The organism is Effusibacillus sp. SKA8 (genome assembly GCF_058273125.1).
In genome coordinates, this window is the sequence record NZ_JBZCSF010000011.1 from 96,334 (window position 1) to 114,582 (window position 18,249).

The 18,249-nt window shown below is 52.4% G+C and carries 23 protein-coding genes and 1 pseudogene; 23 read left to right on the top strand and 1 reads right to left on the bottom strand.

Annotated elements, in window-relative coordinates; all coding sequences use genetic code 11:
- Position 1: 1 nt before the first annotated feature.
- The 22 genes from AC4ED1_RS10480 to AC4ED1_RS10585 all read left to right on the top strand — a co-directional run bounded on the left by AC4ED1_RS10480 (position 2) and on the right by AC4ED1_RS10585 (position 17,034).
- Positions 2-1,627, top strand: coding sequence for a hypothetical protein (locus tag AC4ED1_RS10480; protein ID WP_490938324.1), 1,626 nt, complete (start codon positions 2-4; stop codon positions 1,625-1,627).
- Positions 1,628-1,633: 6 nt separating this feature from the next.
- Positions 1,634-1,789, top strand: a complete 156-nt coding sequence (locus tag AC4ED1_RS10485) for a hypothetical protein (RefSeq protein ID WP_490938326.1) — start codon at positions 1,634-1,636, stop codon at positions 1,787-1,789.
- 12 nt (positions 1,790-1,801) lie between these two features.
- Complete coding sequence (locus tag AC4ED1_RS10490; protein WP_490938328.1) at positions 1,802-1,996, top strand: hypothetical protein; 195 nt, start codon at positions 1,802-1,804, stop codon at positions 1,994-1,996.
- A gap of 52 nt (positions 1,997-2,048) precedes the next feature.
- Positions 2,049-3,185: a transcriptional regulator gene (locus tag AC4ED1_RS10495; protein ID WP_490938330.1), complete on the top strand. Its 1,137-nt coding sequence runs from the start codon at positions 2,049-2,051 to the stop codon at positions 3,183-3,185.
- A gap of 17 nt (positions 3,186-3,202) precedes the next feature.
- Positions 3,203-3,586: a DUF2190 family protein gene (locus tag AC4ED1_RS10500; RefSeq protein WP_490938332.1), complete on the top strand. Its 384-nt coding sequence runs from the start codon at positions 3,203-3,205 to the stop codon at positions 3,584-3,586.
- Between the two features lie 18 nt (positions 3,587-3,604).
- Positions 3,605-4,657: a phage major capsid protein gene (locus AC4ED1_RS10505; RefSeq protein ID WP_490938334.1), complete on the top strand. Its 1,053-nt coding sequence runs from the start codon at positions 3,605-3,607 to the stop codon at positions 4,655-4,657.
- Positions 4,658-4,906: 249 nt separating this feature from the next.
- Entirely contained in the window at positions 4,907-5,269 is a 363-nt protein-coding gene (locus tag AC4ED1_RS10510; RefSeq protein ID WP_490938336.1) for a hypothetical protein, read from the top strand.
- Positions 5,266-5,652 (top strand): hypothetical protein, encoded by a 387-nt coding sequence (locus AC4ED1_RS10515; RefSeq protein WP_490938338.1) that lies wholly within the window; start codon positions 5,266-5,268, stop codon positions 5,650-5,652. The genes AC4ED1_RS10510 and AC4ED1_RS10515 overlap by 4 nt, the downstream gene beginning before the upstream one ends.
- Before the next feature lies 1 nt (position 5,653).
- Positions 5,654-5,980, top strand: coding sequence for a hypothetical protein (locus AC4ED1_RS10520; protein WP_490938340.1), 327 nt, complete (start codon positions 5,654-5,656; stop codon positions 5,978-5,980).
- Entirely contained in the window at positions 5,977-6,819 is an 843-nt protein-coding gene (locus tag AC4ED1_RS10525) for a hypothetical protein (protein WP_490938342.1), read from the top strand. Before AC4ED1_RS10520 ends, AC4ED1_RS10525 begins: the two co-directional genes overlap by 4 nt.
- Before the next feature lie 10 nt (positions 6,820-6,829).
- Positions 6,830-7,018 carry a YqzN/YkzM domain-containing protein gene (locus AC4ED1_RS10530; RefSeq protein ID WP_490938344.1) on the top strand — a complete coding sequence of 63 codons (189 nt, stop codon included), beginning with the start codon at positions 6,830-6,832 and terminating at the stop codon, positions 7,016-7,018.
- Positions 7,018-8,487 (top strand): phage tail sheath family protein, encoded by a 1,470-nt coding sequence (locus AC4ED1_RS10535; protein WP_490938346.1) that lies wholly within the window; start codon positions 7,018-7,020, stop codon positions 8,485-8,487. The genes AC4ED1_RS10530 and AC4ED1_RS10535 overlap by 1 nt, the downstream gene beginning before the upstream one ends.
- 17 nt (positions 8,488-8,504) lie before the next feature.
- The gene (locus AC4ED1_RS10540; protein WP_490938348.1) at positions 8,505-8,912 is read left to right on the top strand and encodes a phage tail tube protein; all 408 of its coding nucleotides are present in this window, start codon (positions 8,505-8,507) and stop codon (positions 8,910-8,912) included.
- Positions 8,913-8,932: 20 nt separating this feature from the next.
- The gene (locus AC4ED1_RS10545; RefSeq protein WP_490938350.1) at positions 8,933-9,337 is read left to right on the top strand and encodes a phage tail assembly chaperone; all 405 of its coding nucleotides are present in this window, start codon (positions 8,933-8,935) and stop codon (positions 9,335-9,337) included.
- Positions 9,338-9,508: 171 nt separating this feature from the next.
- Positions 9,509-11,407 carry a tape measure protein gene (locus tag AC4ED1_RS10550; RefSeq protein WP_490938352.1) on the top strand — a complete coding sequence of 633 codons (1,899 nt, stop codon included), beginning with the start codon at positions 9,509-9,511 and terminating at the stop codon, positions 11,405-11,407.
- Positions 11,408-11,458: 51 nt separating this feature from the next.
- The gene (locus AC4ED1_RS10555; RefSeq protein ID WP_490938354.1) at positions 11,459-12,331 is read left to right on the top strand and encodes a hypothetical protein; all 873 of its coding nucleotides are present in this window, start codon (positions 11,459-11,461) and stop codon (positions 12,329-12,331) included.
- A 48-nt stretch (positions 12,332-12,379) separates the two neighbouring features.
- Positions 12,380-13,030, top strand: coding sequence for a LysM peptidoglycan-binding domain-containing protein (locus AC4ED1_RS10560; RefSeq protein ID WP_490938356.1), 651 nt, complete (start codon positions 12,380-12,382; stop codon positions 13,028-13,030).
- Positions 13,027-14,022 (top strand): XkdQ/YqbQ family protein, encoded by a 996-nt coding sequence (locus AC4ED1_RS10565; protein WP_490938358.1) that lies wholly within the window; start codon positions 13,027-13,029, stop codon positions 14,020-14,022. The genes AC4ED1_RS10560 and AC4ED1_RS10565 overlap by 4 nt, the downstream gene beginning before the upstream one ends.
- Entirely contained in the window at positions 14,015-14,428 is a 414-nt protein-coding gene (locus AC4ED1_RS10570; RefSeq protein WP_490938360.1) for a hypothetical protein, read from the top strand. The genes AC4ED1_RS10565 and AC4ED1_RS10570 overlap by 8 nt, the downstream gene beginning before the upstream one ends.
- Before the next feature lie 53 nt (positions 14,429-14,481).
- A complete protein-coding gene (locus AC4ED1_RS10575; protein WP_490938362.1) occupies positions 14,482-14,880 on the top strand; it encodes a DUF2634 domain-containing protein in 399 nt (132 codons plus the stop codon).
- Between the two features lie 22 nt (positions 14,881-14,902).
- On the top strand, positions 14,903-16,462 hold the full coding sequence (locus tag AC4ED1_RS10580; RefSeq protein ID WP_490938364.1) for a baseplate J/gp47 family protein: 1,560 nt from the start codon (positions 14,903-14,905) through the stop codon (positions 16,460-16,462).
- Positions 16,459-17,034, top strand: a complete 576-nt coding sequence (locus AC4ED1_RS10585; RefSeq protein ID WP_490938366.1) for a YmfQ family protein — start codon at positions 16,459-16,461, stop codon at positions 17,032-17,034. The genes AC4ED1_RS10580 and AC4ED1_RS10585 overlap by 4 nt, the downstream gene beginning before the upstream one ends.
- A 13-nt stretch (positions 17,035-17,047) precedes the next feature.
- Here the strand turns inward: AC4ED1_RS10585 and AC4ED1_RS10590 are convergent, their stop codons facing one another.
- Positions 17,048-17,728 (bottom strand): HNH endonuclease, encoded by a 681-nt coding sequence (locus tag AC4ED1_RS10590; RefSeq protein ID WP_490938368.1) that lies wholly within the window; start codon positions 17,726-17,728, stop codon positions 17,048-17,050.
- A 66-nt stretch (positions 17,729-17,794) separates the two neighbouring features.
- Here AC4ED1_RS10590 and AC4ED1_RS10595 point away from each other — a divergent pair.
- Positions 17,795-18,249 (top strand): annotated as a pseudogene (locus AC4ED1_RS10595) (hypothetical protein); the annotation flags it as partial.

Consider the following 18,249-nt stretch of genomic DNA (forward strand, 5'->3'; position numbering starts at 1 on the left):
AATGGCGATCGGTGACATTGACCGTGCCAAGCGGGATCTGGATGTCAAGGCCAAGGATTACCGGGAAGCTGCCGGGGATTACGCAGAATACCTGAAGCGTTCACGTGAACGTTTTGAACGTGCCGAGGTCGTCACCGTCCGGCAGGTACGGGAAGTGTACCGGAGAGCTGCACGGCGCGTCCGCGACGCCGTTCGCACCGTTACGCCTGGAACGCTTCGGGAACGACACCTGTTGGCACTTGCAAAAGCGCTGGACTCTGTAGCCGAGACGTTGCGAGGACAGTTGGACAGCGTATTGCGTTCCGGCATCCAGTTGGCCGTCGATATTGCTGTACAGCCCGCCGAACAGATTACGATGGAAGCGATAGGCGACGTCTTTGACCGAGCCGGCATCCGGGCGATGTTCACGAACGTGAACCAGCGCACGATGACTGCGCTGCTCAGTAGAACCCGCGGCGACGGACTCCGCTTGTCGGACCGGATATGGCGGACAAGCCGGACATGGCAGCGTGCAGCTGCTCGTGTCATTGAAGACATGATCGCCAGAGGACAAAACAGCCGGGAAGCGGCTCGTTATATCGACCGATACTTACAGCCGCAGACGCACACTGTACTCAAGGCGGAAACGCGACGGCGCTTGGGAGTGCCTAAGGACGTGTCGATGGAAGCCATGCGCCTAGCCGTGACGGAGATGAACAATGCCTTCCATGAAGGGACCATCATTGCCGGCCGGGCGACACCGAGCTACCAAGGCATTCACTGGCGCCTTTCGCATGCTCATGTGGTGCCGGATGTTTGCGATAAGTTGGCCGCGGGAAGTCCGTATCCGAAAGGGCAGGAGCCGACCAAACCGCACCCATGGTGCCGATGTGTGGCGATCCAAGCTCACGAGGATCCGAAAGTATTCATGCAACGGTTGCGGGAGTGGGTGGAAAATCCATCGTCGCAGCCGGATCTGGAATCGTGGTATAATGAACATGCGAAACCTTTTCTCTCCAAACCCGTATCACTCCCTGAGAAGGGTAAAGGTGGCGGACAGAGCCAGCCTCCGGCAGAAGAACCAGAGTCGCAAGAGAGTTCATACATTCGTCTTGCACAAGAACATGGCATCAGCCGAAAGGCAGCCGCTGTAATCGAGAAAGTCGGGGAAGACATACGGCAGCAAACTATCCGTCACGGTATTGAATACGCAGCCATGGTCGATATGAACAGCGGTGAAATGCTCGGGGAGATTTTGGACGGGCAACAAAGCGCAGTCGATATTGGCGAACACATCCGGCGGATGAAACCGGGGAAAAAATATGTTCAAATTCATACGCATCCCAGGAGTTCGTCGTTTTCGCCTCAGGATATTATGCTCCTATATCGTTATGATATTGGCGCAATGGCGGTATTCGGGACAGATGGACGGAAATACGTGATGTCGAAAGTATCGGATGCGATTGAAGATATTTTGGACATCAAAGAAGCATACGACAAAGAGATTCAGGCTTTACAGCAAAAATATGCTGATCTTGTACTGAGTGGCATGATGACGCAGGAAGAAGCCTGGAAGGAACATAGTCATGAAGTATGGCTGAACATTGCCGCGAAACTCGGCTTCAAATATAGCCGATTGAAGGAGTGACAGGCCGTGAAGGATAGAAAAGAGCCCACTGCCGGAGAAATCAAAATGCAAATTGAAAAAGGAATTGTCAACGACTGGAGCGATGCCAATCCTCCAGATTATGGCGTCCCGCCAAAGCAGAAAGTCGTTGATATAGAAACTTACCGAAACCGCCAGAAATAGGCGGTATTTCTTTTGCCTGAAAGTGAGGTGATCAATATGTCCATCTTGCGTTACAGTCCTCAATCAAAAACATACACGCCGCAGGGGCAGGACGGGAAATGGGCACCGAAGGTGCTGACGGCGAACACGCAGCAAAAAGCGCCAACCGGTCCCGTCACTTACCCGCCCGGTCATCAGGGATCGCCGAATGTCCTGACGCAGAAGTAACGAACCGTCTACCCGTTTTGGATAGGCGGTTTTTTCATGCCCATGAAGGGAGGTGAGAGCGTTGAAGAAGGGCGAATTGATTCGGCTCACGGCGCTGATCGCCGGCGAGATGAAGATAGAGGACGTACCTCTCGCTTCATGGGTGAATCTCGACAAACTGAAAGCGGGCGATGACGATCCGCTCGAGGTCGTAGTCGAGGTTCCATCCGGACGTTCGAAGAGAGGTTGGAATTACCGTCCAGCAGCGCTTCAGCGAATCGTAGGTGAAGTGATGAGCACCGGGCTTCCCGGATTTCTTGGCCACCAGAAAGCGGAGAACGTGGATACCGAATTCCCGACACCGGTCACGCACTGGATCGGTGCAAAATGGGAAAACGGGAAAGCCTACTTCCGCGGTCTGGTGGACGCCGCAGCTAAGGATTTGAAGCGCTGGATTCGCGCTGGTGTGATCCGTCAGGTCAGCATTTTTGGGCAACCGAAGCTGCAGCAGACGTCCGGTGAGATAGATGTAGTTGACTACCGGCCGATGTCGATCGACTGGACGCCGTTGAACCGTGCCGGGATGCCGACGCGGATCGTGGCGGTGGGCGAGATGGACACCATTGGCGGGGAGATGGACCCCGAAGATCATGGAGGTGATGACGGCGTGAAACGAACGCTGAAAGAAATTCTGGACGAACTGAAACAGGTCATGCAGGCCAACGGAACGACGTTTGCGGCTGTGGCCGGGGAAATGGGCTGGCAGTTTCAAGACGTTGCACAAACTTTGGGCGGCGAACAGTATGCGCAAATGCAGGCTGCACAGCAAGCGGTCGGTGAAATGGCGGAATTGTTTGGTCTTGATAAAAGTGCAAATCCGGCCGATGTCGTCGCTGCTGTGAAAGCAGCACGGGAGGCACAGGTTGCCGCGGCAAAGGTGCAGAGGGAGCAGTTGATTGATAGAGTAATCGGCGAAATGGTCGTGGCCGAGGCGGCCCGTCCGCTGGTGAAACGGCTACTAAACGTTCCGGAGAATGCGGACGAGGCCGCGATTAAAAAGGCTGTCGGTGAAATGTTGGAACAGCAGGAAATCAAACAGGTCGTCAGTGGTCTGTTTAATCAAACGGTGTACCGGCCGGCATTCACCGAGGCGCCTGTGACTGGTGGTGGACAACATACTGGGCTTGTGACACGGAAAGCAAGAATCTGAGGAAAGGGTGAGAGTGAATGGGACGCAAAGTATCTGACGGGCGTTCGGTCCGCGTGACCGTACCCCAAAACACAACGATTGAAGCAGGGAAGTTCTATCTGCTCAATGGTTTCTTTGGCTTGGCAGTGCAATCCGTGACCACCGGTACAGGTGAGACGGCCGAAATCATCCTGAACTGCGAGCAGGCCGAATACGAAACCAGCCAAATTACCACTGCTGATGCATTTGCGAAAGGCGACAAGGTGTATTGGAATGACACAACTAAGCTGCTGACTACTCAGGCCAACCCAGATGCCAGCGGCAACCCGCAAAACCGTCCGGTTGGCCGCGTGACGGTCGCCAAAGATGCCAACAACGTGATCTGGTTCGTGCTTGGTCCGCAAATCCAAGCACATGCATAATACGGAGGTGAGAAGCGAATGTCGATGAAAATCGTATCGTTTGAAACACTGAAAGAAGAACGTCGCAAACAGACCCTTGAGGTTCAAGTGCCATATACGTCTCCGACGGGCGAGATGCGGACGGTGACGAAAAAGATCGTCAACGGGGAAATGGAAGTCTTCGACTTCGCGCAGCCCTTGGGTGAGATGATCACCACGCCGGCGGGTTTGGATCAGATCGTGCAAAAAACCGTGATTGATCTGGAACTCGGCCGTGAGGCGGTTCCGCTGCTCTACGGTCCGATTTACCGCCGCGTCGAGGACCCGAACTTTACGGAGCATGTGGACATTGCACCGTTCACGTCGGCGCAGGTCGTATTCCTGGAGCATATGGAGCTCGAAGAAGTGAAGTTTGGCACCCGGAAGGTCGGCACGAAAGACACCGTTCCGATCATCACGTATGCTGCCGGATTGCAATGGACAGAGGACATGGTGCTCTACGATAAGACATGGGAGGTCTCCGAAGCAAGCCGAGCCATGGGAGAGGCGTACAACGCGCTGCTGAACCATATTCATCTATACCCCATCATCAGCTACAATTACGCGGCCAAAAACAAGACGGCTGCGGTGACGACGGAAGCAAATCGCATCCTGAATATCCGGGCGACGATCCGGAAGGGGCTCATCGACGCGAGCCAAGACAAGAATACGGACACCATGGCGCCGCGACGTCCGACGATCTTGCTTGCGCATAGTGCGAACCGTTGGGATATTGAAGAGTCCCTGCAGCGTCTGCAAGTGGGTGGATCGATCTACCCGGCACTGGGACAAATCGACACGTTGATTTTCTATGACGGGTACAGCATCACCGTGGGCGAAAAAACTTACACCTACGGAGGCTGCCCGACAGACAAGGCGTACCTGATCGAGCCGCAGAAGTATTACCGCGAACTGGTGAAGCACGATCTGCGCGTGGATGCTGCAGGCGCTGACTTGAAACGGTTGATCGAAAACGCTGTTATCGGCCGTGCTCGCCGTGGTGTGGTGGCTTCGCCGGCAAATTCCGTGCAGGAAATCACTTTGCCGGCATAAGGAGTGATAATTGATGCCTAAATGCATTGATTGCGCCTGGTTCCCGTGGGACCCGGGCGCTGATTTTTCCATGTTGCCGGTTGCCCGGTGCCACTCTTCACTGAAAGCTAGACGGTGGCCAGGGGAAGCGGCGACCGCGGCGCATGAGTGTCCCTATTTCACAGCGAAGGAGGGGGCAACGGCAAATGAATCACCGAAAGAAGAGCCGGCCAAGGAAGAACACGCTCATGTCACTAGGAGGCGGCGGACATGATCCCAACGCCGGAACTGAGAGCTGAACTTCGGGAACTGATTGATGAGGTCATCCCGGCTGGCGGTACGGAGGTGGATACCCGGTTCACGGATGCCCAGCTGGACGCCATTCTGACAAAGGCAAATACGATTGAAGAAGCAGCGGCCGCAGCATGGGAGCGGAAAGGACTGCGTGCGATGAGCGAGCGCGGCGGTCTTGAGGAAAGTCAGGCGGGAAGCGAACGGCTGAAATTCGTCTCCATTGAAGCATACCGAGACCACTGCTTCCAAATGGCAGCCTACTTCCGCGGAAAAGTTCCTGGTGGAGGCTCGCGGCTTTTCGTGTATGAGGCGCCAGCGATCGAAGGTGTGGAAGCATGAGCGAGGTTGTCGAGGCTCTTAGACGAGCACAGCGGCAAGCGATCGTGGAGAACGCGGTCCAGATCACGATTACACGCACCGAAAAGATCGAGGTGGACGGCGCTTTCCAAGAACGGATCAGCACGGTCGGCCCGTTTACTGTTCGTTTGTTTCAGCGGAACAGCGGCGCTGCTCCGCAGGAAGTATCTACGCTGGCCGGTACAAAGCATGTCGATACCCGATGGGGACTGCTTGCCGATTGGCAGGTCGATATCCGCTCTGGACCAAATGTGAAGGACGAATTCGAGGCATACGGGAAGCGCTTCCTCGTGGTGGCCGTGTATCCGCAGATGGTGCAGAGCCAGCTTTGCGGCTACCAGGCCGATCTCGAAAGGGTGACGTGACATGGCGTTCGGCGATAATGCAATCGAGTACACGGAACGAAAAATCGCCGGCATGGTTGCCTTGATGCAGAACCTTGCCGGGCATGCCGAGGGAGATATGAAATCTCATGCCCCTTGGATGGACCGAACAGCTAACGCAAGGAATGGATTGCATACCGGGATTGAGATCGGCGACAACGAGTTCCGACTCTATCTTTCTCACGGTGTGGATTACGGCGTGTTTCTCGAACTAGCTCATGGCGGAAACTACGCCATCGTGCGGCCAACGGCTGACCAATATAAGAGTAAGCTCCGAGATGAAATATTGAATTGGTGGCGGTCGGTATGAGGGCGGCAATCAGACAGCAATTAATTAACCAGGTGCCAGATGTCCAAGGCCGGGTCTATGAACCCCATGCAGCTGGAGCCAGCACAGCAAAACCTTACCTGGTGCTGCGCCAAGGGGTTGACGCCGAAGATACGCCATGGACGGGTTTCAGGCGAATCATCGAGGTCTGGCCTTACGTTGCCCGGACCACTTTCCAGAAGGTTGACGATCTGGCGGCCAAGGTAGTGGTGGCCCTGGACAAACAGATTTTGACCGATACCGCCACCGGCGAAGTCTTTACCTGCCAGTATCTGGGCACTGTAGGGCAAGATTATGTGGACGAAGAATGGGATGCCATCACCCGGGGCCTGCGCTTTGCAGTGCTGGCCTTGCAGCCGGTGGCGGTGCCTGAGACGATGGCAAATGACCCCTGGTTGGAAGCTCTGGCTAAGTGGACCGAGAAAGTGTTCGGTACTTCTTGGACGGTCTACCGCAACGCCTGGCCACTAGGCTATAAGCGACCGGCAGTAATGTGGCGGTTAACTGGAGTTGAGGTCCGGGAAAGGGCCCTGGCGATGTTTGAGGTACAGAAGAGGTTTATCGGGCATGTTCTGGGCAGTACGCCAAATGAGCAAATTGCCGGGGCATTGACTGTGGTCCAGGAACTAGGAAGCGCGATTAAATTGCCCTTGGACGTGGCCAACAAACGATACCTGACGGTGAACAACCCCGGGGTGGATTACCGTGCAGACGCTCTGACCTCCGGGCAGGTATCGGTAACATTAAGCCGGCTGACCAACCGGCCGATGGTAGAAGCGCCATTGATTCAGAAAGTAAATCAAATCGGAAATATCCAGTGAGGTGGTAAGCATGGCTGAAAAGAAATCTATGCAGGTGCCGCGATATTCTCGGGAAGAGCTTATGGCCAACGCCGAAGCTCTTTTTGGCGTTAAACCGGAGGTGGTAGTGGGGGCATTACATGGTAACGACCAGACGGAATTCACGGTAGATGAGATATGGAAGATGATTGATAGCTTTTTAAAGAGGAGGGTTAGTTGATGGCAGGAGGACAATGGTCGCCAACTGAATTACCAGTGCTTCCAGGTTTATATTTGAACTTCCAGGCCGCAGCTCTGGCAGCTATCCAGCCTGGGGCCCGGGGTGTGGTGATTGCGCCGGTCAAAGCCCATTGGGGGCCAGTGCGGCAGTTTGTGGAGATTGCGAGCGAAGCGGACATCATGGATATCTATACCAACGATGAGACCAACGGCGCTACGGCATACACTACCCTGCGTCTTGCGTTGCTCGGCGGCGCCAAGAAGATCCTCGGGTATCGTCTGGCCGACTCCAATGCCGCCGTGGCTTCGGTGACGCTGACGGATACTTCCACAACTCCGGTAAACGTCCTGCGACTGGACGCAAAGTATCTCGGGGCGCGCGGGAACAACTTCAAGGCCGTGGTCCAGGTGAACCCCGTGGACAACACGAAGAAGGACATCAAACTCTACGAAGGCACCACGCTTCTGCGGACCTTCACCTTTACTAACGGCACCATTCAGGCAGCGGCGGACGCCATTAACAACGATACCGGCAACAAGTGGATTGTGGCTACCAAGTTGGCTGAGGGCAACGGTGTTTTAGCTGACGTTTCTAACGTTGCAATGGCTGGTGGCAACTCCGGTATCGCCGCAATCGCCGCGGCGGACTATACTAACGCCCTGGCCGCTTTTGAGACGCAGGAATTCAATCTACTGACCCTGGACGGGGTTACTGACCCGGCTATCCAGACCAGCGTGGTTTCCTGGGTTTCTCGGGTGCGTGATGAGGGTAAGGGCATTATTGCGGTCCTGGGCGGCTCCCTGGCCGACGATACCGCAGCCGACGCAGTATCCAAGGCTACTACCCGGAGCGCCAGCTTCAATCATGAAGGCGTGGTCAACGTCGGGGTAGGGGCCATCCTAGACGGCATTAGTTACTCCAGCGCCCAGATTGCGGCCTATGTTGCGGGTCTCATTGCAGGCCAGAAGCTCAGTGAATCCACCACCTACGCGGCTACACCGTTTGACGACGTAACCCGTCGCTGGACCAGGAGCGAGATGGAGACGGCTGTCAAGAACGGGGTATTTTTGTTGTTCCACGATGGTCGGATAGTCAAGGTTCTGCGTGGGATGAACAGTTTGATTACGCTCCGTCAAGGCCAAAACAATTCCTGGAAGAAAATCAGGACGATCCGTGTGATGGATGCGATCAACACTGATCTCACCAAAGCTGCTGAGGACAATTATATCGGCAAAGTGAACAACACCGAAGAAGGGCGGCTAGCTCTCATTGGCGCCTGTAAGCAGTATATGAATACGCTTGTCCAGGGTGGAGTGATCGAAGCGACGGGTTGGGACGTCTTTCTCGATCCGGACTACTACGGCCCGGCGGCAACACGGACACCGGAACCGGATCAGGTCTATATCCGCTGGACGGCGCGTTTGACCGACGTCGTTGAACAGATTTTCGGTACGTTTATCGTGCAATAAAGGAGGCAAGATAAACCATGCTTGATCCTTCTCGCGTTATTCTTGGTACGTATGGCCAAGTGTATATCGATGGGGTATGGCAGACGAACGTCAATCATCTGGAAGCGAACGTCGAGATTGAAAAACGTGAATTGCGCCTTTCCGGCATGGAGTGGACCGTTCATAAGAAGGGTGCTAAAAAGGGAACCGGCACCATGAGCGGGTTCAAAGTCACGTCAGATATGATCCGTCGCGGCTTCTCAAAGTTCGATATCATCTCCAAATTGGCCGACCCTGAAGCCTACGGATTCGAACGAATTCGGCTTATCAACTGCATGCCGGACCGCATCCAGCTTGCCAACTGGACGGCCGGTGAGGAAGTCATGGAGGAAATTCCGTTTACGTTTGAAGGGTACGAATTGCTTGATCCGATCATTGCTTTGTAAATGTTGGGAGGGTATAAGAAGTGGACTTTGAAAAAATGACCGAGGAGCAGATTTTGCAACGGTTGTTGGATGCGGACACAGTTCCGGAAAAAACCGTTGTGTTGAAACGCCTGGGAGTTCCGGTGAAACTGCGGGCGCTCACGGGAAAACAGGTGTTCAATCTAAAAGAAGAGTGCACCACCCGAAGAGAAAAGAAAGGCCGAGTCATTGAAAATTTTGACGAGGAAGCTTTCAACATCGGCCTAATCGTCCAGGCCACGGTTTCTCCAAACTGGGGAGACCCGAAATTGAAGGCGAAGTTTCAAGCAAGCGGCCCGGAAGAAGTGTTGAAGAGAATCCTTCTTGCCGGTGAAATCCAGCAACTTGGCGATGAAGTTCTGGAATTGTCCGGGTTCAATACGGAGCTGGAAGAAGTAAAAAACTAATCAAATCCGGGGGGCTGGCTGGCATGCTGCATGCGCTATTTGTGCGGCACCACCTGCGCCCCGGAGAGTTTTGGTCGCTGCCTCGCGGAGAGCAGATTTTTCTGCTTGCTTCAATTGAATTAGAACTGTCAGAGAAACCAAGGCCGAAGCTGCAGAAGGGAGGGACAATGCGTGGCCGAACGTGAATACTATCGCCTGGATCTCGTCGTAGGCACAAAAGGTACAGAAGAGACGAAGCGCGAATTGCGTGCGATGGATAAATTCATCGAATCAACACGCAAGCGCGGGGAAATGCTCAACAGGTTGCGGATGAGTCCGGCGGTGAAACTGGAAGATAAGATAACGAGTCCAGCCAAGCGCATACAATCGGCCCTGCGCGGCCTCGCCTCCCAAACGTGGACAGTGACTGTCAAAGCGAAAGATCTTGCAACGGGGACCATTGGTCGGATAAAAGAGTCCGTCTTTTCGCTCCAAGGTGCCGCTTTGACAGCGGCAGGTATGTTCGGTGTTCATAAACTCGGTGAGGCGACTATCGGCGCTGCCATGGACTTTGAAACTCAAACGATCTCTATGGAGCATTGGCTCAAGGGTAACAAACAACTTGCCCAAGACTTTACGAACTGGTTGGATCAATTTGCTGCCAAAACCCCTTTTGAGATGGAGGATGTTTTCCCAACTGGAGCAAGGTCTATCGGAATATCGGACAGTGACCTTGATGTCGCAAAACGGTTGGTAAAACTTTCTGCTGATATGGCAGCCTTGACACCAGGAAAGACCATGCGAGACGCAATCGAGGCCCTGGCGGATGCCCAGATGGGCGAATTCGAGCGAATGAAGGAATTCGGCATGAAAGTATCACAAGATCTGTTTAAGCAGTGGGGAGGATTCGGCGGGTTCCTGTCGCAGGCTGAGGAAAAGTTTGCAGGCGGCGCCGAAAAACTCAGCCAATCCACCCGCGGCATGGTTTCGACGATCACCGACTTTATCAAAACGCAATTCCGGAGTGTTGGTATGGGAATCAATGAGGCGATGGGGCCGAGGCTGAGGAAGATCACCGACTGGTTTGACAGCAACCAAGACACAGTGAAAAGATGGAGAACAGCATTGATCAACTTCGGGCGTGAAGCGGCTGAGGCGGTTCTGTCAAAATTGGAATCTGCCTTTAATTATGTGCGAGTTCGTTATCTGGACAACCCCGAGTTTCAAAAATTGGACTTCCCGGCTAAAGTTAAGTTTATTTTTGATGATCTTTTTCAGGTATATCAAAAGTGGCTTTCATCCGGAGGGCAAGAAAAGATCGATGCAGTGAGTACAAGTTTAATGACATCCCTTGCGAATGGCATAGAAAATGCTTCTGGGCCAATTTCGAAAGCGGCACTTTCGGTTGGATCTACAATCGGAGAAGGGTTAATTACTGGGTTCACTGAAGCCATTAAAAATCATCCTTTTCTCGGGATGATAATCGGCGCAGGAATCGGTATGCGTTTTGGCACAATTGGAGCGTTAATTGGAGGTGTTGTTGGAGGAGCATATAGCGTTGGAGCAAAGGCAGGGGATGCGATACTGAATCTAACAGATAAAACCAGCTCCGCGATTCGTGAAAACAGGATGCAATGGGCAGAAGGTGCGTTCGATGCAGTAAAAAACACACCGGCAAATGAACCTGTTTTTAAAGGGGATACAACTTTTGAACAAAGAAATGTTTCGTTTTGGGACAGAATTAAAAACTTTTTCACGCCCCATGCAACCGGCGGAATTTTGACACGTCCCCATCTTGGTCTTGTGGCTGAGAAGGGTCCAGAAGCGATTATCCCTTTATCTTCTCGTATGCGTTCGCGGGCATTGGAACTTTGGCAACAGACGGGCGAATACTTGGGCGTCAGACCGTATGCTGCTGGTGGATTTTCCGGAGTTGTTACCGCTCCTGTTCCCGTGGCCGCAGGCACAGGCGGAATTCAGGTCACTGTGTCCAATATTACCGTTTCTACGGGCGGCGAATCGATCGACTATGAAAAGCTGGCTTGGAAATTCATCGCTGAATTGAAAAAAGTACTGGAAAACAAAGGTTAAAGATTTTACACTATTCCTAGTGGGTGAAATTCCCATCTAGGAGGTGTTTTTATGTTTTTTCTTGAGCTGGTTGCTTCTTTTATTCTTCTAGGTTTATTCCTTGGGGCGACAGGACGTGCGTGGAATAAAAATGGGGAAGCCGATGAGGTAAAAATAACAGAAGCGAATGAGCTTAGGCAAGAAGACAGAGATCTTGAAAGAAAAAAATCACTTCGCATAGGGGCGGTATTGTTGGCGATTTTGCTTCTCATCGGCTTATGGACCCAAACTAGAGAAGATGAAACACCGAAAAAAGACAACCGAGTTTCTACAAATAGTTCAAGCAAAGTGGATGAACAGACAGTCATTAAGAACGATGACGAAGTGTTTCTCAAGAATATTGTTGTGGAAGCGAACTTCCAAGATGTTTTGAAAGATGGAAAACAAAAGGTTGTTGTATATATTTCCAATAACAATAAGGATCAACTGTTTACCGGATCAGTAAAGGTGGATGTAAAGAATTCTTCCGGCGAAACGCTTGGTTGGGATATCGTTTATCCGGAAAAGTTAGTTCCTCAAGGAAAGACATGGGCAATCATCTGGGCGAAAGCTGGCGGTACAAAAATTGACTATGAAGCAAAGGGGACGTTTACCTTTTTTACCACTCCTCGCGAGAATGGATATCAAATCGTCGATACAATGCCAGGACTCAATTATCAAAACTTCTCGATTGTGGTCCCGCAAATCGAAAAGAATAAGTTGGTGGAAATATGTCGTGAGTTCAAGGGTAAGTACACAAATGACTCCGGATTAGTGGGTTTTCGGGTAACTTTTTATGAAAAAGATCGGTCGACTGATGCTAAAGCACAATATTGGGTTAATTTCAACAGTGGGCTATCTCAGTTGATAATTCATGACACAAACGAACAAATCGATATTCAATGATCGGACGCTTTGATTGAGCGTCCTTTTCATTTGAAGGGGGATATGGAAATGGACATTTACCTCATCGATCCAGCCGGTCCGCAACTTCATCTTCCGGTGAATCCGATTGACGAAATCGTGATCCGCCGAGAGAAACAGTACGAGACGATCAACATCATCAATATCGGCGAAGTGGACTTCGCATCCGGGCAGAAGGTGAAAGAGATCACCTTCTCTTCTTTTTTTCCGGCGGAGTACGACGCTTCGTATTGCCGCTATCCGGACATCCCGGACCCGCAGGAGGCCATGAACCAGTTGACCGCGTGGATGGCGAGTGAGAAGCCGATCCGGTTGATTATCACAGATACACCTGTCAATGTCCTTGTATTGGTTGCCACTCATACAAGCCAGTTTCGCGGTGGGGAACCGGGGGATATCTACTACGACCTGACTCTCCGGACGTGGCGTGAAATCAAGGTGCGGACCACGGCGGAAGCAGCTACGCCGGTGAATGTAGACCAAGGAATTGCGAGTCGGCCTGACCTTAAACCTGTGCCGAAGGTCTATGAAGTGAAGCCCGGCGATAGCCTATGGAAGATCGCAAAGCTTCAACTTGGAGACGGTGGGCGTTGGCAAGACCTGTTTGCGGCAAACCAAAGCGTGATTGGTTCTGATCCAACGATCATCAGGCCGGGTCAACAGTTGGTGATCCCTGTATGATCACACCAGGCGGAAATCGATACGAAGTTGTTTTGGAGAATCAGTACTTTCTGCGGGAACTTGTCGAGAACATTACACTGACTGAATCATTAGACGAAATCGCCTATCGCGGTGAAGTAACCCTGACTGTGACTCCGGATTTTCCAGGTATCGCTACCGGGCAAGAAATAAGAGTATCAGGGATACCATTCGGAGGAAATCAGATGGTATACCTGCTTCACCCTGGTGTTGTGTGGGAAATAGAAAGCGTCAAACGAGGAATTAAACACTTGTCTGTGACATTTTATGACCGAACCATCAACCTGTCGAAGTCAGAGGAGGAATATTTGTTCCCAGATGGTCAGACTGCGGATCAACGACTCCGTATCTACGCCGAACAATGGGAGATACCGCTTTCCGGAAATGTCCCGAACACAGGAATTTCGCTTGCGAAGTCTTTGAAGCGTCCAGCATCTATCTACAATCACATCATGAGTGACCTGAAAGAGACAGCGAAAAAAGGCGGGAAATTGTACAGGCCACGAATGACACCGGATGGACTGGAACTGTTTGAGATCGGGAGCAACCAGACGATCTGGGTTTTAGAAGCGGAAGGCGGCGTTGAGGAGATCGTACAGCGCAGGACTTTGGAAGGCGCTGTCACCCGCGTCAAAGTGCTTGGCCAAGCGGACGACGATCAAAAAAGCCCGGTTCTTGCAATTGTTGATGGTGAGACTGCGGAATACGGTACAATCCAGAAGATTTTGCAGGATTCTGAAATCAAAACGGTAGCGGAGGCAAAAGAAGCCGCTCAACAGATGCTTTCCGGCATGCAGGAGACTTTCCGTGTGACAGGAATCGATATCAACACAATCCGCGCTGGCGATAAAGTGTCATTGAACGGAATCGAGTTGATCGTTTCATCCGTTACGCATAACCTTGGCAATCCTGGGCACATGAGTCTTGAGCTTGAGACATTGGAGCAGGTCAGGAGGCGAATCTACCTTGGCTAATCCGTTCAATCAAATTGCGAGGATGCTGGACGACAGGATGAGGGGACACGCAAGCAGCGCAGTGACTGGATTGTTTCTGGAACTTGGAACAATCACGGAAACAGGACTTAAGCTTGACTCGTTCAAGCATGAGATACGCGACTATTTGATTGCAGATTGGACGGCAACGCTTGGATTTCCTGCATTTTCGTTTGTTGGAACAGAAACGTCACCGGTCGATGAACTTGGCAATCCTCAAAGCGGAGCAACAACTTCGTCGCACACACGTTATGATTTTTTGCAAAAAGAGGTAGGAAACGTAAAGATCAACTTCAAACCAGAGTTGAAACCAGGCGACCGGGTTCTTGTTGCTCCAGTAAATAATGGTCAGGACTTGGTCGTTGTATGTAAGGTGGTGAGCAGGTAATGCCGAATTTGTTTCCTAAGAACACCGCTACAGCAACCCCGGAGATCACAGAGTTGAACCGAAATGAGGTGCAATTTGGCCGGAGTTGGCGTTTTGATTTCGATGTCGGCGAGTTCGTTTTAACTCCAACCGGCGCTGTAAGCAAAAGTGAAGGGGTGGACGCTTGGCTTGAATGGTGCAAAAAAGCACTGGCAACCGAACGATACAAGTATTTGGTGTACTCGCGGAATCACGGGCAGGAACTCGAAGATTTGATCACAAGGAGATTAACGAAGGCTGGAACCGAAAGTGAAATCAGAAGAATCGTGACGGAATGCCTGACGGTAAACCCTCGAACGGCGAGCGTTGACAACTTCACGTTCGAATGGAAAGAGAATGCCGTCTTTTTTACGTGTGAAATACGAAATGTTCGCGAGGAGACCGGAACCGTATCAGGAAGCGTGGTGATATAAAGTGGCTACACTACCAGAGTATTTGAGCGAGCAGACGGAGACGGCTATCCGACAAAGGATGTTCGACAGTTTACCTTCCGACTTGGATAAGACGGAAGGTTCTTATATTTGGGACGCCGTTTCTCCTGCTGCCATCGAGTTGGCCCAGGCAGCTATCTGGGCGCAGGAGGTGCTCCGGCGTGGATTCGCCTCCACAACCTTCGGTGCATACCTGGACTCGCGGTGTGAAGAGCATGGGATCACCAGAAGACCGGCGGTGGCGGCGAAAGGGCAGATCAAGATAACCGGAACACCAGGAAAAACGATCCCGGCCGGTGCCCTGACAGTTGCAACTGAAGCCGACCCGCTGACCGGAACGCCGTCTGTATCGTTTGTTACGACGCAGGACGTGACCATTGACGCCACGGGCTCCGTGTACGCGACGATCCAGGCGACCGACCCAGGGAAGGCCGGAAACGTACCAGCCGGTGCCATCAAAGTGATCGTCACGCCGGTGCTGGGAGTGGCCTCCGTGACCAACGATGCGCCGACAACCGGCGGTCTGGACACCGAAGACGATGCCTCACTATTGGCCCGCTACCTCCAGCGTGTGCGGGCTCCATCAGCGGGCGGTAACAAAGCCGACTACGTGAACTGGGCTATGGAGGTTCCGGGGGTAGGAGGCGTGTCGGTTATTCCTGTTCGGGATGGACCGGGAACTGTCAGCATTGCGATCATCGACACCAACAAGTCACCGGCCAGTCAGACGCTGGTTGATTCGGTGCAAAACTACATCGCGCCTCCCTGGGTGAACACGGTCGAAGCAGAAACGATGACCATCGGCGGGTACGGAGTGAGCATCGACACCACGCAGACCGATGATACCGGAGACAGTGTGAAGATGGTCTATGATGCAACCGGGGCAGCGACAGTCACCCACTCCGGAGTGCAGACGATCCTCCAGCAACCCGGGATCTGGCAGGTCAGACCAAAGATCAAGGCGGACAACGTCTCAGGAACCTCGGACCTGCTTCAAGTCGGCGTGTGGAACGTGTCTGGAAACGCATGGGCGAAAGTCAGCCCGAGCAGTACAACGGATGCCGTAAAGACATTCCGAGCGACCGACCTATCGACAGCATTCGATGACATGCGGTCTGTGGAATTTTACTGGAACGGGCAGGATCAGATGGAGCTCCGCGTTACCAGACTAACCTCCGATACCACGACGACCGTGTGGATAGATCGGGCGACCTACCGTAGCACCTTCTCGAAGGATACCGGCGAAGGAAAAGCTCCGATTGGCGCCAGAGTGAAGGTTGAGCCTGTGACAGCCGTAACGATCACTGTTTCAGCCACGTTGACGATCGCCCCAGGATACAACGCTGGCAGCGTGAAAGCGGCGGCGCAGCAGGCAATTACCGACTACCTCAAGTCGCTTGCATTAGCTGACGACAACGACGTGAGATACGTCCGGATTGGGCAAGCCATTTTGGATACGGTTGGCGTCGTAGACTACCAAAACCTGCTTGTAAACGGAGGAACGGCTAACGTGGTGATAGGAGAGCAAGAGGTGGCCGTGCTTGGGACGGTGACGCTGACGTGAGTGACTATCCGATCACGAGCACGAGAGGGCAGGAAATGCTCTCGTACCTTCCTCGGTACTACGAAACAAGCCGCGTGATGAGGGCATTGTTGCAGGCGGAGGGCGTTGAGTTCGACAAACTTCGTCAGGCGCTGGATGAAACCCTGGATCAGTTTTTCGTGAGAACGGCCACTTGGGGTCTGGACACGTGGGAGAAGGAGTTGGGTCTTCCCCCGGCACAAGATCAACCAGACTCCGAACGGCGAGATCGTATCGTTTCACGGATCAGAGGTTACGGCACGGCTACTCTGTACGTAGTCAAAAAGGTCGCAGAGAGCTACGACAAAGGCGCAATCGACGTGATCGAGGATCATGCCGCGTATACGGTGACGATTCGGTTTGTCGATACGACTGGCGTCCCACCGAATATCGACGATCTCAAAGCTGCTGTCAGGGCAGTCCTTCCTGCTCATCTCGATGTGAGATACGAGTACAACTACTTCCTGTGGGATGAGTTAGACAAAAAGATGTGGACGTTCGATCAATTGGACAGCCTCTCCCTGACATGGGATGAATTGGAAATATATAGTTAGGGATGTACGCGAGCTATGATCTTTTTGTTTTGATAATAACAAGCGGAAGATCTTTAGGTTTGTATGTACGTACGGCCTTTCCTACAGCTGTTTGTGAAACTTTGTATTCTAAAGCCAGTTCCATTTGACTAATGTCTTCGGTCCAGTAACGTTTTGCGATTTCACGGGCTTGTTCCTCGGTGAGTCTCTTACGAGGTTTTGCTTTGCTTGGGAATATCGGTCCAGGGGCATTCTTCCATTGCTTTCCTTGTACTATTCGTTGAATGGATTGATAAGAAACGCCGAATTCGGATGCAAGAGATTTAGCCGTTTCTCCTCTGGCGAACCTTTCGCGAATACTGACCACTTGATCGGTGGTGAGAGATGCATTTCCGTTGTGTTCGCCACTATGATCGCCTGGACGAAGTCTTCCCTTGTATCTTTTATCAGCCATATTTTGAGTCGGGGTTCCAAGAAAGAGGTGATCAGGGTTGACACAACTTGGGTTATCGCATTTATGACAAATCAAGTATCCGTCAGGTATTGATCCGTATCTAAGCATATATGCAACACGATGAGCAGGCCGGTACTTTCCGTTCAGATAAAAATTCCCGTAACCGGCCTTGTTTTTCGCACCAACCCATATCCAACATTTATCAGTCTTCTGGACACGAGACCAGAACCTATCTTCAAGTTCATTGTATCTTTTTACCATGATAATCACCTCATATGTAGTTTAACACTAAACATCAAAAACGGCAAAGCTGGAGGTGTATAGCTGATGCCTACCCCGACCCCAAAACTCGGAATCCTGAAGCCGCTAGGCAATGAGACAGTCAGCAGAGCTTCTTTCAATCAGAACTGGGACATCATTGACGCTGCGGCGCAGAAGAATATCGTGCAGGGCACGTCCGCTCCGGCGTCGCCGGTTGAAGGTGACTTGTGGATCGACACTAGCACGACACCGAACGCGCTCAAACGATACACATCAGGCGCATGGGTGCAGGTCGGTGTCGTCAATTGGACCGACATCCTCGGCAAACCGTCCGCATTCCCGCCGACAGCGCACAAGAGTACACATGCGGTAGGGGGAAGTGACCCACTCACCCCTGCCGACATCGGCGCCATCCCGACATCGCAAAAAGGCGCAGCGAACGGCGTGGCCACGCTGGACGGAAGCGGAACGATCCCGGATGCGCAGATACCCGCGAGCATCACGCGGGATACAGAATTGGT

Excerpts from the sequence above, each read along its gene's own strand:
- AC4ED1_RS10500 (WP_490938332.1), top strand. The coding sequence starts at position 3,203 with ATGGGACGCAAAGTATCTGACGGGCGTTCGGTCCGCGTGACCGTACCC.
- AC4ED1_RS10540 (WP_490938348.1), top strand. The coding sequence starts at position 8,505 with ATGCTTGATCCTTCTCGCGTTATTCTTGGTACGTATGGCCAAGTGTAT.
- AC4ED1_RS10520 (WP_490938340.1), top strand. The coding sequence starts at position 5,654 with ATGGCGTTCGGCGATAATGCAATCGAGTACACGGAACGAAAAATCGCC.
- AC4ED1_RS10515 (WP_490938338.1), top strand. The coding sequence starts at position 5,266 with ATGAGCGAGGTTGTCGAGGCTCTTAGACGAGCACAGCGGCAAGCGATC.
- AC4ED1_RS10560 (WP_490938356.1), top strand. The coding sequence starts at position 12,380 with ATGGACATTTACCTCATCGATCCAGCCGGTCCGCAACTTCATCTTCCG.
- AC4ED1_RS10480 (WP_490938324.1), top strand. The coding sequence starts at position 2 with ATGGCGATCGGTGACATTGACCGTGCCAAGCGGGATCTGGATGTCAAG.
- AC4ED1_RS10555 (WP_490938354.1), top strand. The coding sequence starts at position 11,459 with ATGTTTTTTCTTGAGCTGGTTGCTTCTTTTATTCTTCTAGGTTTATTC.
- AC4ED1_RS10510 (WP_490938336.1), top strand. The coding sequence starts at position 4,907 with ATGATCCCAACGCCGGAACTGAGAGCTGAACTTCGGGAACTGATTGAT.
- AC4ED1_RS10535 (WP_490938346.1), top strand. The coding sequence starts at position 7,018 with ATGGCAGGAGGACAATGGTCGCCAACTGAATTACCAGTGCTTCCAGGT.
- AC4ED1_RS10530 (WP_490938344.1), top strand. The coding sequence starts at position 6,830 with ATGGCTGAAAAGAAATCTATGCAGGTGCCGCGATATTCTCGGGAAGAG.
- AC4ED1_RS10565 (WP_490938358.1), top strand. The coding sequence starts at position 13,027 with ATGATCACACCAGGCGGAAATCGATACGAAGTTGTTTTGGAGAATCAG.
- AC4ED1_RS10505 (WP_490938334.1), top strand. The coding sequence starts at position 3,605 with ATGTCGATGAAAATCGTATCGTTTGAAACACTGAAAGAAGAACGTCGC.
- AC4ED1_RS10590 (WP_490938368.1), bottom strand. The coding sequence starts at position 17,728 with ATGGTAAAAAGATACAATGAACTTGAAGATAGGTTCTGGTCTCGTGTC.
- AC4ED1_RS10525 (WP_490938342.1), top strand. The coding sequence starts at position 5,977 with ATGAGGGCGGCAATCAGACAGCAATTAATTAACCAGGTGCCAGATGTC.